Genomic DNA, 14,625 nt, shown 5'->3' with positions numbered 1-14,625 from the left:
TATTGGAAATGGTCACAATCATGTTCTTTTTTATTTTTCCAAATCACGTTGACCACAGTAGTCAATTTCTATGTAATGGCATAAAATAGCATGGAAAGGAGTAAAAAATTGTATCAAGCTTTTATGAATTTAACCGAAGAAAAGCGCCAAGCAATTATTAATGCTGCCTTAAGGGAATTTTCACTCAATAACTATGCTACCGCTTCAACAAACAAAATTGTGAGCAATGCTAATATTTCAAAGGGCATTTTATATCACTATTTTGGTAGTAAAAAAAATTTATATCTTTTCTTATATGACTATACAACTACTATATTCTCCGAGGCACTTAATCGCCAAATTGATTTAGCAGAGCCTGATATTTTTAAGCGTTATGAACAGATCATGAAAATTAAAATTGATCTTATGAAGCAATATCATGCGCTGTTTGATTTTTTGAAAAAGGCCTATGCTGAAACAAGCTCTGAGGTACGAGATGAACTAAATCATTACAATGCCGCTTTTCAAAAAAATGCTTATGCAACTGCATTTGAAGGAATTGATACGAGTTTATTCCGAGAAAATTTGGAAATAAAAAAGGCAATTGATACCATTCAATGGGTAACAGATGGCATCAGTCATCGTTATGAGGAAAGATTAAAAGCGCATGCAGATAATCAAGAGCTCTTTAACGAATTAATTGAGCAATGCATGGAGGAGGCTAGTGAATATTTTCTATTTTTGAAAACATTATTGTATCAATAAAATGGGGTGTGTGTCGTGTCCATGATTGAAGTAAACCATTTAACTAAAAAGTTTGGCGATTTTTATAGTATACAAAATGTTCATCTACAAATCCCAAAGGGTGAAGTATTCGGTTTTTTAGGACCAAATGGGGCAGGAAAATCCACAACCATTCGCCATTTAATGGGTTTTTTACAGCCAACTGAGGGCTCTTGTTTCATTAACGGTTTAAATTGTCGGGAAGCATCTGCAACCATTCAACAATTTGTTGGCTATTTACCTGGAGAAATTGCGTTTATTGATAAAATGACGGGTAAGCAATTTATTCACTTTATTGCTAAGTTAAGAGGTATGAATGATTACACGCATGCCGAGGAATTAATGCATTTCTTTGAATTAGATGCTTCTGGGCTCATAAAAAAAATGTCGAAAGGTATGAAGCAGAAGGTTGGCTTAGTTTGTGCCTTCATGCATCATCCCGAAATTGTCATTCTAGATGAACCTACTAGTGGTTTAGACCCGCTCATGCAAACAAAATTTATTGAATTCATTTTAGCTGAAAAGAACAAAGGAACAACCATTTTTATGTCCTCCCATATGATTGAAGAAGTAGAGAAAACTTGTGATCGTGTAGCGATTATTAATGCAGGTAAAATCGTAGCGACTGAAACCATTACAGATTTAAAGAAACGTAAATCTAAAAAATACATGCTTGAGTTTCAAGATGAGCAAGAGCTCACTCGCTTCCTTGATGAGGAATATGTACTTGAACGAATCTCTTCTACAAAAGTGATGATTACTATAATGGGAGACCTTCAAGCATTTCTCCATACGCTATCTAATTATAAAATTATAGACTTAGACGTTATTTCCCAATCACTTGAAGATATTTTTATGCATTATTACGAAAGTGGAGGTGCTCAATCATGAATTTTACCTTATTCAAGCATGAGTTATTAGCCTCTCTTAAACTATTCACCATTATTATAGGTGTACTAATGCTATATATTGTCAGTGTGATTTATATGTATAACCCAGAAATGACGGATACGCTAAAAAAATTAACAGAAACAATGCCTGAGATGATGGCAGCCTTTGGTATGACCAGCATTGGCGATACCTTGATAGAATTTCTCTCCACCTATTTATATGGATTTTTATTAATGATTCTTCCTATGGTATTTTCTATCATGTTAGCCAATAAGCTCATCATGGGCTATATTGATAATGGTTCGATGGCATATTTAATCGCTACACCGAATACACGTTTTAAAATTGTCTTTACACAAGCACTATTTTTGATCATTAGTCTTTTTACACTTCTTGCTGTTACTACGTTGGTCATGATTGTCTTTGCGGAAATATTATTCCCTAATGAGCTGGACATAACGGCTCTACTGCTGTTAAATTTCGGGCTATTTTTATTGCACTTTGCCATTAGTGGATTCTGCTTTCTTATGTCTTGCAGCAGCAAAGATTTAAGAACATCTTATGCCTATAGTGCTGGCATTCCCATTGTCTTTTATCTGATTGAGGCACTGAGCAATATGGGTGGTTCACTAGACAAATTACAATACATTACAATCTATTCATTGTTCGATTCCGTTCAATTAATCCAACAAAATAGCTCTTGCTGGTGGATGCTAGGTACACTTTTACTTATTGGTTTGCTTTGCTATAGTCTAGCCATTCGTTTTTTTGTAAAGCGAGATTTACATCTCTAATTTCTAATCGCTACAGTTCCAATACTGTAGCGGTTTTCTATTAAATAGTACCTACTACATTTCCTAAAAAACGTATTAATCGAAAATGTAGAGCGACCATTTCTTCTACCGTTAAGTTCTCGTTCCCCTTGTCCAACCACTGCTGAATGACCCCTAAAATGGCGGATGCTATAAAGGCTTGTATATATTGCTGAAACTCGGGATCTTGTGCTTCCTTGCGTATAAGCGATAATCTGTCCAAAATATGACTCCCAAAGATCATTTTCACCTTTTGTGTAAAGCTAGGACTCCCCTGCTCTCCTAATAACATACGAAAAGCTGGTGCATGCTCTTTTATACACGTTATCACCTTGATAAATGGCTGATAGAGTTGCCCCATTTTTAGCGTTTGAAAAGCATCCAACGGCTGAACATGTTTGACATAGCGCTCCAACTCCATTAATAGCTCTTGCTGCAAGTCCTCCATCACATCATATTTATCTGAATAATGTAAGTAAAACGTGCCACGATTAATTTCAGCTACTAACGCTAAATTCTTTACAGTCACACGCTCAAAGCCTACCTCCTCTACTTGTTGTATAAAAGCATTTTTAATGGCTTGCTTCGTTTCAAAATTCATTTTTTCATGTACAGACACATAATTCCCTCCATTTACTTAACACTTGCTGGCAAACTGTTGATTGTATTTGCTCACATGCTACCGTAAAATTTTTATCAAATCAACATTGTGTTCAGTGAAGGAGTGAGGACCATATGGGCAACCAGGCAATCTCTATTCAATCTCTCGAAAAACGATTTCAACATAAGCAAGTTATTGCTCCCCTATCTTTGGATGTTCCTAGAGGACAGTTAATGGGCTTACTCGGTCCGTCAGGCTGTGGGAAAACAACACTAATCAAAATGATTATGGGAATGCTGAAACCTGATGGTGGTACTATTCAAGTGTTAGATTTGAATGTTCCTCATAGACAATTATTAAATGACATTGGCTATATGGCACAATCAGATGCACTTTATACAGATTTAACTGGGGAAGAAAATCTACATTTTTTTGCAAAGCTTTATTCCTTAGCAAAGGCGGAACGAATAGAAAGAGTAGCCTATGCGGCAAGCCTCGTTCGTTTAACAGATGACTTACGACTAAAAGTGGAAAATTATTCGGGAGGAATGAAACGTCGATTATCTCTTGCTATTGCCCTTATTCAAAATCCTAAATTACTCATTTTGGATGAACCAACGGTGGGGATAGATCCTGTCTTAAAAAAGGAAATTTGGCAAGAACTTATTCGTTTAAAAGATCAAGAACAAAAAACCATTTTAGTGACGACACATGCGATGGATGAAGCGGAAAGATGTGATCAATTGGCCATGCTGAGAAGTGGGCATATTATTGCACAGGGTACCCCACAGGAGTTAAAAGATCATTATCAAGCAAAAGACTTTGATGAGGTGTTTGTAAAAGCTGGAGGTGACGTTCAATGAGAATAGGTGCTATCATCACAAGAATCATCCAACAAATGAAAAGAGATAGACGGACACTTGCTCTATTATTTTTAGCTCCACTTCTTGTCTTGTCCTTAATGTATTTTATTTTTAATAGTAACGAGGTTTCCGTCACACTTGTTGTCTCTAATGCGCCCGCCCCATTAATCGACAAATTAAAAGAGGCTGATCTTACCATTATCGTGGACAATGGTTTTTCAAAAAAACAGCTACAAGATAAAGAGTATAGTGGTTGGCTAGCTGTAGAGCAAAATACTAGTAAGTTAACTTTATTAAATGATGATCCTTCTCGTGCAAAGGCTTTAACGATGCAACTTGCTCAAATCTTACAGCCTACACAAGCCTCTATAGGTAGTATGAAAACGGACTATGTTTATGGAGATCAGGATACGGCTATTTTTGATATATTTAGTCCTATGCTCATTGGCTTCTTTGTTTTTTTCTTTGTTTTTTTAATTACTGGCATTGCCTTATTAAAGGAGCGTACTTCTGGAACATTGGAGCGTTTACTAGCGACACCGATTAAACGCTCAGAAATTGTAGCAGGCTATATGGTTGGCTATGGTTTATTTGCGTTCCTGCAAACAATTATTATCGTCCTGTTTGGTATTTATGTGCTCGATATTGTTCATGTAGGCTCCATCTGGCTTGTCCTACTCATCAATATGATGGTCGCTCTTGTATCGTTATCCTTAGGTGCGTTGCTATCTAGCTTTGCCGCTTCAGAATTTCAAATGATGCAATTTATTCCGCTTGTTATTGTTCCTCAAGTGTTCTTTTCGGGTATTTTCCCGCTGGATAGTATGGCGGAATGGCTTCAAAATATTGGGCGTATCATGCCTCTATACTATGCTGCGGACGCATTGAATGGTGTAATGTATAAAGGTTATTCACTTCCTGATATTATAGTGAATCTCAGCATTCTTACTTGTTTTGCCATTGTTTTCATTACATTAAATATTATCAGTTTAAAAAAATATCGTTCGTTGTAATCAATCCTTAAAAGTTCTGCTATTTGAAAGGCAGAGCTTTTTTATGTAATTGAAATAACTAAAAACAGGAAATATAACCAATTTAATTGAAGTGAATGGTCGATTTTCATTATAATTATTTTATGGAGAAGATTATCCAAAAATAAAGGTGTGTGAAGATGACTACTATTTTGGAAGTACAAAACATCTGTAAACAATACAATGGGAAAAAAATTTTAGAGAATGTATCGTTTTCAATTGCGTCCAATCAAATCATTGCTCTAGTAGGGAAAAATGGTTCTGGAAAAAGCACTTTACTCAAAATTATTGCAGCATTCATTAAACCAGACAGTGGTTCTATTGTGAAGCTTAAAACATCATTAAAAGTTGGCTATGTACCAGAAATAACTCCTACTCATATTTTATTTACGCCTCAAGAATATCTTTATCACATGGGCTGTATACGAGGTATGGCTAAAAAGCAGCTTTTGCAGAAGATAGAAGAATTACTTGAGATGTTTCAACTAAAAGAGGAAAAAGATACAAGGATTGTCCATTTCTCTAAAGGGATGAAGCAAAAGGTGATGATTATGCAGGCGATGCTAGAAGAAACTGATCTACTGATAATGGATGAACCATTGTCAGGACTTGATGTCAAGGCACAAAATGATTTCGAACAAATCTTAGCTAGAGTAAGAAGCAAAGGACTCAGTATCCTCTTAACCTGTCATGAAACCAAATTACTCGAAAACCTTGTAGACTCCGTTTTACTTATTCAAGAGAATACGATCTTTCAGATAGAGGATTTCGATCGCAATCCAACGCATCGATTAATTTTTGAGATTGCTAGCCTATCATTACTCGATGAAATCATACCTTCGATAGAGATTCAACAACAACAACTTTTAGTGAATGGACATTATGAAATAGTGACGATTGTTCCAGCAAAGGATTCAGATCAAATTTTACTGAAATTATTACAACAAAATGCTTCAATTAAATATTTAGCTACTGTCCACTACAAAAAAGAACAATTCTCTTCTCATTTTTGAAAGGAGGAATCGAAAAAGATGAGCAGTTTAGTACGTTATCAATTGATAAATTATTTAAGAACCTATCAATACGTTCCACCTTTTACAATCTTCATTCTATGTCTTATCGTTAATTATACTTTTGTCCCTAATCCAATATTAGATAGTTATTCATTTACATCTCTTGTGCTCTTTTTTTTAATGGGCTGGTTTACTGTTACATTATTTCATGCTGAAGATGAAGGACAAAAAATGATTACTACCCTTCATACGAAAAAAACATTAGACTACAATTTAGGGATATTCATAATTTGTGGGCTGCTTGCCTTTAGCCTAAGCTGTGTTTCTGTCATCTATCCAATCCTAATAGAGGCATTTTTTGAGAAGCCTAAACTATTACATATTTTACTTGGTTTCTTGTCTCATTTTAGTTTATCGTTACTTGCCATTGCACTCACTGCTTTATTTACTAGGGAACTCGTGAAAAATAGAAGAAATACATGGTGGGGTGTAATAGGCATCCTTATTATTTCTGTCGTTATCGCTACTTTAAAAGATTCTATTCTAACTGGACTTCTTTGGTTACTGCCTCCTCTTCATTTTTCATTAGAAATGATGAGTGTGGGCGATCAAATTGAAGTGATACCCAATGTTTTTTATTGGCAATACACATGGATTATAATTTATGCATTCCTTATCATTGTTTTGTTTTTTTTCCTAGTCAACCGAAGAAAATGATTTAGACATCTTACTAAGGAGAGATAGTATGTATGAGCAACAGGAACATCACAGTACTAATTGTTGAAGACGAAAATGATATAGCTAATATTATAAGGGACTACTTAAGTGTTCATCAGTTCGATTCTCATATTGTTCGAACAGGTCATGAAGCAATCCATTATTTGCAAGAATCTAAACCTGATTTCATTATCCTTGATCTTTCTCTACCAGATTGTGATGGCATTGAAATATGTCGTAAAATCCGTGAAAATAGCAATGTTGCCATTCTTATTTTAAGTGCTAGAGGAAGTGAGACAGATAAAGTACTGGGTTTAGGTTTTGGAGCAGATGATTATATGACAAAACCATTCTCTTTAAGTGAACTTGTCGCGAGAATAAACGCTCATTTACGAAGACAGGATAGATGGCTTCAGCATAATGGTGGTCAAATGGGAGTAGATGTCATTCACATAGATAATATGGTCATAAATAAACAGGAATATATTTTTTTACGTGATAGCAAGCCAATACCACTGTCAGCAAAAGAGTTTGAACTGCTATTTTTCCTAGCTAAAAATAGAAATCATGTTTTCTCTAAAGGTCAGTTACTTGATGCCGTTTGGGGTTATGAGACCTATGGAGATGAAAATACAATTACGGTTTATATTAGAAGGCTTCGAGAAAAAATTGAAGTCAGCCCTTCTCATCCTGTTTATCTTCAAACAGTTTGGGGAGTCGGATATAAATTCAGTACAGCCAATCACTCATAGGAGAATCAAATGTACCTAAAAAATTGGATGAGTAAGTGGATATGGGCCCTATTAATCTGTGTTGTACTATTGTTTATCGTTGTCCTTTCACTATTCTTTGCAACAGAGCCTTCTCAAAAAGAATCACAAGATAAATATGTTATTAATCAAATTCGTTTATCAGTAAATCCATTATTATTGTACATAGAAGATCATTTTCCAAATTTAGCATTAGATTCGGCTATACGTAGCACGCTACAACAAATGAGTGATGACAAGAATATTGATATTACAGTAGTTCAACTAGATGGAACAGTAAGTTACACTTCATTTAAAAATGATGTTTCAACTATTCATATTAAACATGATATACATTATGATTTATTTACCTCACAACAAGAGCTTGGAAAGATTAATATAGCCTTTCCGATTATGAATGGAGAAAACAATGAACAAATAGGTAATGCTATTTTTTCCCTGAACAAAGACATTCTCTTTCCTTTAAAACAGACGAATTCCAGCTCAATTCTTTTATTAGTCTTTATTAGCTTCTTGAGTCTTTTGATTATTTGCCTTGCCCTATTCATAGTAAGGAAAGTTCATCAAGATATTTTAAAGCCTTTACATGAGCTGAAGGACAACACAGAGGAAATTGTAAAAGGAAATTACGAACAAATTACCATCCACTCGAAAATTGATGAGATTGGTGAATTGTATGCAGTATTTGATCAAATGCGATTAGAGATTAAACAGTTAGCCATCCAGCACAATGAACAAGAGCAAACTCAAAAGAAACTCATATCTAATATATCTCATGAAGTGAGAACTCCCTTAACCACCATCAAAGCATATTTAGACGCTATTTCAGAGGGGATTTGTCGAGATGAAGATTCGCTTATGGCCTATATTCAAATCATGCAGTCTAATACGGATAAGATGTCGAGGCTAGTTGATGATTTATTTATTCATACCTTAAAGGAGCTTGGTCATATCCCGATCCATTTAAAAGAACAATATAGCCAAGACGTTCTTACAAACATTTTGAAACCAATTCAATATTATGTCCAAACAACCAATATTCATTTTATAAGACCTACTAGGATTCCTAATGTCCTTATTCTAGTAGATGCGGATCGACTAGAGCAGGTGATCTCCAATCTTATTACCAATGCGTTAAAGCATTCTTCTCATGAAGATACCATCACCATTACTACCTATATCAAAAATCAATCACTCTATATCCAAGTAATAGATACTGGAAATGGGATGCTTCCCGAAGATATGCCTTTTATTTTTGAACGTTACTTTAGAGGTCGGCAACCTGGAAGTGAATCAGTCATTAAAAATGAAGGAGCAGGACTTGGCCTATCCATTTGTCAGCATATTATGGAAGCGCACCATGGGTCCATTTCATTTCATAGTAAACCTGATGAAGGCACTACCTTTACACTTATACTTCCCATCTCGTAAAAAGACTCCCGTTTTAGGAAGTCTTTTTTTCTTTCAACGTTCTTTTCTTATATGCTAAAAAGAAAGAAAGGGTAAGTATACTACCAAAGAATGAATCGATAATACGGACAACCCATACTCCATAATTTCTTAAAGAAATGCCGTTAATAAGCTGCCATAGACATATATATCCGAGCGTTAAAACAGCTAGTAAACTCCAAAAGATGATTTTTTTCCGTGAAGATATAGCTGGTGTTTTTTTATCTTTGCTTAAAGTTGCTCTGTAATATACATATCCAAAGATTAGCACAATTCCTAGCAATGTACTCCCGTGTTGTAGAAATTTATAAATCGGTATTTGATAGCCAAAGAAAGTATATGTTTGAGTAAGAACTCGGAGTTTTGTCACCATAAGCCCATTTTGATGTGTAAATGAATCCCATATGACATGTGTTAACATGCCCAGCAATGCAGAATAGCCAAAAACAAAGATTTTCCATATGTTATTTCCTGCAATTTGATGGCTTTCTGTATCTTGTAAAAACTGTGGTAAATGGCTCATGATTGGCTGTTGGATAAACCTTTGATAAATCAAGTAGATTAAAAGAACGAGCGGAAGATTGAATAAAAAGAACCCTGCAAAGGTATGACCAATCTCCCCTATCGGCCGACCTCTTAAAAAATATTCAAAATCTGGAGCCATACTTCCTAAAACCAATGCAGAAAAACGGATATATTTACTTTTTCGAGAAAAAGGTAAGACTGCCGCTGGATGAGCAAATGTTAAGGGCATATCTCTAACCTCCTTATTTATTACATCTATTAAATCGCATATTATAACGTTTACTATTAAGAAAGGTTACTCTTCTGTAAGAATTTATTAATAATTTCATAAGGGCTTACTAATAATTACATATTACACTAAAGAAAATGAGTCAAGGAGGCCTTATCATGGAAAAAGAGATACTGATTCGAGCCCAAAATTTATGTAAAACCTATTCAACAGGCAGCGAACAATTCCATGCTATTAAGAATATGAATGTGGACATTTATAAAGGGGATTTCACCGTTATTATGGGGAATTCTGGTTCTGGTAAATCAACGCTTCTTTATCTTTTAAGTGGGCTTGATGCCCTTACAGCAGGTGAAGTTTATTTTCAAGGAGAAAAACTTGATACCTTTTCTGAACGAAAGTTAGCTACCTTTCGTTCACAGAAGGTTGGCTATATCTATCAAAGTAGCAATCTCATTCCAGATATGACGCTACTAGAAAATATTGCTCTTCCTGGATACATCGCGAAAAAAAATAAAAAGGAAGTCATACAAAAAGCGGAGCAACTACTAAGTTTAATGGGACTTGAAAAGCAAAGAAATCGATTACCCTCTCAAACATCAGGTGGACAGCAACAAAGAGCTGCCATTGCTAGAGCATTGGTCAACAATCCTGAAGTGTTATTTGCAGATGAACCTACTGGCAGTTTAAATTTTGATCAAGGTGTAGCAGTATTAGATACCTTAACGAATTTAAATAGAAATGGGCAATCCATTGTCATGATTACACATGATATGAAGGCAGCTTGTCGTGCGAATCGCCTAATCATCATTCAGGATGGAAAGATAGATGGGATCTTAAACTTTGAAAAATATGATCATACCAACATACAAGAACGGGAACACATTATCTTTTCTTATGTTGCCGGGAAGGAGTAAAAAATGTACGCGATTATTACCCTTTGCTCTTCCTATATAAGAAAACGGAAAATACAAAATGGACTAATGGTTGTCCTTATTTTTCTATCAACACTTTTACTGGCGACTTCTGTCACTATACTGACCAATACAAACAATATTTTTGAAAAGGCTCATCATGATTCAAATGGTGCCCATCAAATTTTAACAATGGGTAACAATATTCATAACCCGATCGCTGTAAACGATTGGTGGCAGGGGCAACCAGGCGTGACTACCTCCAGTCTCATACCCTATAGAAATTTATCTAGATTTACCCTCAATGGGAAAGAAATATCCAATTTCTATTTATTTATGATGAATACGCCAAATACACCGTTTATAATTGATCAATTACTATTTTCTGAGGGTGAAAAGCAACTCTCTCCTCCTGAGGGTACGATTTGGATTCCCACATCATTGGCATCAAGCGCTACCATTTCGCTCGGTGATGCAATTGAATTTCATACAGGTGAGAGCACGTTTAATTTAACAGTGTCAGGTATTGTGGTTGATATGCCATATGGAGGCCCTTTTACAACAAATGCCCGTATCTGGATGAACAATACTGACTATCAACAGCATTTAGCAACCATAACAGGTTCTGATCAGTACATGATGGCATTACGCTTTAATGACTATCAGCAAAACACCAATTATTGGGCTGATTTTGAAAAATATCTGCAGGGACCTTATCTTGAATCTAAAATGGAATATGAAGAAATGGCTTCTTTTTATTTGATTATTAATAAATTCATTGGCTTTATCATGATCGCCTTTGGTATAGCTATGCTTTTGGTTTCCTTGTTTGTTATTGGTTTTAGCATTTCCGATGCCATTTTAACGAATTACAGAACTATAGGTGTTATAAAATCATTGGGTCTTTCTTCTCGAGAGATAAGTATCACTTATGTATTGCAATTCGGATTGTTATCTGCTGTCGCGATTATTCCTGGCATCATCATTAGTAAATTCCTTTCCAGAATAATTATAGAAAGCTCCTTATCCTATATGAAGGCAGGAAATCATTTAACCATACATCAAGATACTCTACTCAATATGGTGATTGCTCTCATCTTATTTGGCATTGTGCTACTCACTGCCTATTTCTACTCACACAAGGCTCGAAATGTAGAGCCTGTTCAAGCCATCAAATATGGGATGTCAGAAAGTGCAAATAGTAAAATGAATCGGCGCAGAAACAGCTCGAATAGATTATTTCGATTAAGTAGTCTACCGATTCAACTTCAAATTGGTCTTAAAAGTATCACCAAAAACATAAAAAGTTCTATCCTTGTCATTTCACTTACTTCCATTACATCTGCCATACTAGTCTTTAGTGTAGTCATATTAAATAGTTTTATTTCCATCAAGGAAACATCTCCTTCATGGGGATATGATGACTCACATGTAGTAGTAACAGTATCTAATAAAGAAACCTTCTCAAAACGACATTTTGAAGATTTTTTAAAGGCTGATGAACGGGTTAAGGATCATGCATGGCTTGATCAATTCACAGGCGTACTTCCTAATGACAGCCATCCTCCATTAAATATTAATGTCAATGTAATCGAGGGTAGTTTTGATGCTGCTGGCTATAAAACAATGTCTGGCCGTAATCCAATCAGTAAGAACGAAATCGCGATTGGACTCAATGTCGCTCGCGCTTTAAATAAAAATATAGGCGATATTGTAGAAGTTTATCTTGAGGGGAAACCGCATTTTCTTATTGTGACCGGAATCTATCAATCTATAGCGAACATGTCGAATTCAGCAAGAATTACAGCAGAGGTTATTAAAGTTTATAACACTACCTATACTACTTCAGAGGTAAGTATGATTAATCTTTTAGATGAAACAGTCGCTAAGCCATTCGTTGAGGATTTAAATACGCACTTTAAAAGTTCTGTATCAGCTGTCACACAACAGCTATTATTAGATGCCGTCTTTAAAGAAGTCGTGGCCGTTTTAGTCATTCCCCTTTCAATCGTTGGTATTTTATTTATCATCGTAACCTGCATTATTATTTTTAGTGTATCGCGAATTAATGTTAGAAAAGAAAGTAGCACGTATGGCATTTATAAATCCATTGGAATGAGCTCTACAAATATTAGATGGTCGATTACAATAGGTATTTTAATTCTATCCATAATAGGTGCATTAGCAGGAATCTTTATCGGGATAAAATTAATTCCTCTTGCACTTCAGTCGATTATTTTAGATTATGGCTTACTCGAACTACCGCTTGTTATCAACTGGCCAACAAGTATCGGTATAAGCTTTGTAAGTGTGATAGCTGCCATTTTGGGCGGCTGGATTTCGACCAAAGTAATTGCTAAAACGTCGCCTCGCATATTAATTGTTGAATAAATATTTTGGCCCCTACTAGTTTAGGGGCCTCTTCTTTAATCATTCCAAAAAATTCTCTTCAAATAGCACGATAATATTGTTTCTTCGCAGCAAAGCCGTAGTTACTCCTTCACCAGCTCGTTTTGTTCCGTTAAACTTACCATTATAAATCTTTGCACTGCCACAGGATGGACTATATTCCTTTAAAATGACATGAGTTGCTCCCACCTCAAGCGCTTTTTGTAAGGTTGCATAGGCTCCCTTCAGATATAAATCTGTGACATCTTGTCCAGAACTTTCAACCACTGTTGCGTTGCCATCAAGTACATCTTGTCCATTGCCTCCCACAATTTCAGCGGGCTCACGGGGCGTTGAAAAACCTCCCATCAGCTCTGGACAAACCGTGACAGCTTTATTTTCTAACACAAGCTTTTGTATTTTTTCATCTAGACTGTTTGTGCCATTATAACGAACATTTAAACCTGCTAAGCAAGCACTTATTAAAATCATCGTTTTCTCACTCCCTCTACTATCTTTATTCCACTATAACACGCGTGCTACAATAATTTTATGAGGACTAAGGGAGGAGATAAAATGCCTGATCCTATTTTGATTTTACCTTATACAGATGAATGGGCTAAGGAATTTCAGAGCATAGGCTGTCAATTGCGGGAGGCCTTAGGAAACATAGCGCTGAGAATTGATCATATTGGCTCAACCGCTGTAACCGGCTTAGCAGCAAAACCTGTAATTGATATACAAATATCCGTCGCATCGTTTACACCATTGGCAGCATTTAAAGCTCCATTAGAATCTCTAGGTTTTAGCTATCGAGTAGAAAATCCAGACAAGTCTAAACGCTATTTTCGAGAGGCTTCAGGAGATAAACGAGTACATATTCATGTTCGACAAGCTGGGAGTTGGGCAGAGCAGCTAGCCTTATTATTTCGAGATTTTTTGCGCTGTCATCCAGATTACTGTCATCGCTATGAGCAGGTAAAATATGAATTGGCTAAGAAATACAAACTTAATCGTCAACACTATACAAAATCTAAAGAATCGATTATATGGGAAATTTTAAAACAAGCAAATCATTGGAGTCAGCAGACTGGCTGGTCTCCTGCCAATTCAGATAACTAAAAAAGGAGGAACAAACTTGGCTGAATTTACAATTTGTTTTCTGAAGAAGGGTGATGATATCCTTTTACTAAATAGAGACAAGCCACAATGGATGGGAGCATGGAATGGTGTAGGTGGCAAAATTGAACAGAATGAAACACCATTAGCTGGTGCCTTACGAGAAATTAAAGAAGAAACAGGCATTACGGTTGAGGATATTACCTATAAGGGTAAAATAACCTGGACAGATGGCGTTGTTAATTATGGCTGTATGTATGCATTTATAGCGGAACTACCTGAATCTTTTACATATGTAACACCGATAAAGGTTGCTGAGGGCATTCTTGATTGGAAGGAGCTTACTTGGATTTTCCACCCTGAAAATGTAGGGATTGCGGACTTAAAATATTATTTACCTACGATGCTCAATGAAACAACTAACTATGACTATATTTTTACCTATCAAGACAAGAAATTAGTCAATATCTCTTCAGCACCAATTGAACAAACATCTACTGTCTAATAAAAAATAAGCCTCGTCCATGCAATAGGTGCATAA

The 14,625-nt window shown here is 35.7% G+C and carries 16 protein-coding genes; 13 read left to right on the top strand and 3 right to left on the bottom strand.

Features of this window, described 5'->3' with window-relative positions; all coding sequences use genetic code 11:
• The first annotated feature begins 108 nt into the window (after positions 1-108).
• From HCH28_RS07985 to HCH28_RS07975, 3 genes are read left to right on the top strand one after another with little or no spacing between them, the layout of a single operon-like run.
• Positions 109-744: a TetR/AcrR family transcriptional regulator gene (locus HCH28_RS07985; protein ID WP_221680522.1), complete on the top strand. Its 636-nt coding sequence runs from the start codon at positions 109-111 to the stop codon at positions 742-744.
• A 21-nt stretch (positions 745-765) separates the two neighbouring features.
• Positions 766-1,653, top strand: coding sequence for an ABC transporter ATP-binding protein (locus tag HCH28_RS07980; protein ID WP_255601033.1), 888 nt, complete (start codon positions 766-768; stop codon positions 1,651-1,653).
• Positions 1,650-2,447, top strand: coding sequence for an ABC transporter permease subunit (locus tag HCH28_RS07975; RefSeq protein WP_221680520.1), 798 nt, complete (start codon positions 1,650-1,652; stop codon positions 2,445-2,447). The genes HCH28_RS07980 and HCH28_RS07975 overlap by 4 nt, the downstream gene beginning before the upstream one ends.
• Positions 2,448-2,487: 40 nt before the next feature.
• Here HCH28_RS07975 and HCH28_RS07970 read toward each other — a convergent pair whose 3' ends face one another.
• Entirely contained in the window at positions 2,488-3,084 is a 597-nt protein-coding gene (locus HCH28_RS07970) for a TetR/AcrR family transcriptional regulator (RefSeq protein WP_221680519.1), read from the bottom strand.
• 116 nt (positions 3,085-3,200) lie between these two features.
• On the opposite strand from HCH28_RS07970, the gene HCH28_RS07965 reads away from it, so the two are divergent.
• The 6 genes from HCH28_RS07965 to HCH28_RS07940 all read left to right on the top strand — a co-directional run bounded on the left by HCH28_RS07965 (position 3,201) and on the right by HCH28_RS07940 (position 8,891).
• On the top strand, positions 3,201-3,929 hold the full coding sequence (locus tag HCH28_RS07965; RefSeq protein WP_221680518.1) for an ABC transporter ATP-binding protein: 729 nt from the start codon (positions 3,201-3,203) through the stop codon (positions 3,927-3,929).
• Positions 3,926-4,942, top strand: coding sequence for an ABC transporter permease (locus HCH28_RS07960; protein ID WP_221680517.1), 1,017 nt, complete (start codon positions 3,926-3,928; stop codon positions 4,940-4,942). The genes HCH28_RS07965 and HCH28_RS07960 overlap by 4 nt, the downstream gene beginning before the upstream one ends.
• A gap of 158 nt (positions 4,943-5,100) precedes the next feature.
• Positions 5,101-5,973 carry an ABC transporter ATP-binding protein gene (locus HCH28_RS07955; RefSeq protein WP_221680516.1) on the top strand — a complete coding sequence of 291 codons (873 nt, stop codon included), beginning with the start codon at positions 5,101-5,103 and terminating at the stop codon, positions 5,971-5,973.
• A gap of 18 nt (positions 5,974-5,991) precedes the next feature.
• Entirely contained in the window at positions 5,992-6,690 is a 699-nt protein-coding gene (locus HCH28_RS07950; RefSeq protein WP_221680515.1) for an ABC transporter permease, read from the top strand.
• 32 nt (positions 6,691-6,722) lie between these two features.
• Positions 6,723-7,442 (top strand): response regulator transcription factor, encoded by a 720-nt coding sequence (locus tag HCH28_RS07945; RefSeq protein WP_221680514.1) that lies wholly within the window; start codon positions 6,723-6,725, stop codon positions 7,440-7,442.
• Between the two features lie 9 nt (positions 7,443-7,451).
• Positions 7,452-8,891, top strand: coding sequence for a sensor histidine kinase (locus tag HCH28_RS07940; RefSeq protein ID WP_221680513.1), 1,440 nt, complete (start codon positions 7,452-7,454; stop codon positions 8,889-8,891).
• Between the two features lie 13 nt (positions 8,892-8,904).
• Here the strand turns inward: HCH28_RS07940 and HCH28_RS07935 are convergent, their stop codons facing one another.
• Positions 8,905-9,663: a DUF4184 family protein gene (locus HCH28_RS07935; protein WP_221680512.1), complete on the bottom strand. Its 759-nt coding sequence runs from the start codon at positions 9,661-9,663 to the stop codon at positions 8,905-8,907.
• A gap of 158 nt (positions 9,664-9,821) precedes the next feature.
• Between HCH28_RS07935 and HCH28_RS07930 the strand changes: the two genes are divergently transcribed.
• Both HCH28_RS07930 and HCH28_RS07925 read left to right on the top strand, forming a co-directional pair.
• Positions 9,822-10,580, top strand: coding sequence for an ABC transporter ATP-binding protein (locus HCH28_RS07930; RefSeq protein ID WP_221680511.1), 759 nt, complete (start codon positions 9,822-9,824; stop codon positions 10,578-10,580).
• 3 nt (positions 10,581-10,583) lie between these two features.
• A complete protein-coding gene (locus HCH28_RS07925; RefSeq protein ID WP_221680510.1) occupies positions 10,584-12,968 on the top strand; it encodes an ABC transporter permease in 2,385 nt (794 codons plus the stop codon).
• A 39-nt stretch (positions 12,969-13,007) separates the two neighbouring features.
• On the opposite strand, the gene HCH28_RS07920 is transcribed toward HCH28_RS07925, so the two are convergent.
• Positions 13,008-13,457: a 2-thiouracil desulfurase family protein gene (locus HCH28_RS07920; RefSeq protein ID WP_221680509.1), complete on the bottom strand. Its 450-nt coding sequence runs from the start codon at positions 13,455-13,457 to the stop codon at positions 13,008-13,010.
• An 84-nt stretch (positions 13,458-13,541) separates the two neighbouring features.
• Here HCH28_RS07920 and HCH28_RS07915 point away from each other — a divergent pair, with 84 nt between their 5' ends.
• Together HCH28_RS07915 and HCH28_RS07910 are read left to right on the top strand one after the other, a co-directional pair.
• Positions 13,542-14,087, top strand: a complete 546-nt coding sequence (locus HCH28_RS07915; protein ID WP_221680508.1) for a GrpB family protein — start codon at positions 13,542-13,544, stop codon at positions 14,085-14,087.
• A gap of 16 nt (positions 14,088-14,103) precedes the next feature.
• On the top strand, positions 14,104-14,589 hold the full coding sequence (locus HCH28_RS07910) for an NUDIX hydrolase (RefSeq protein WP_221680507.1): 486 nt from the start codon (positions 14,104-14,106) through the stop codon (positions 14,587-14,589).
• Positions 14,590-14,625 lie beyond the last annotated feature (36 nt).

Origin of the sequence: Lysinibacillus sp. K60 (genome assembly GCF_019731275.1) — a bacterium.
Classification (GTDB): domain Bacteria; phylum Bacillota; class Bacilli; order Bacillales_A; family Planococcaceae; genus Lysinibacillus; species Lysinibacillus capsici.
The sequence above is the reverse complement of the archived record's forward strand: the minus strand, read 5'-3'. Positions and strand labels throughout refer to the sequence as shown.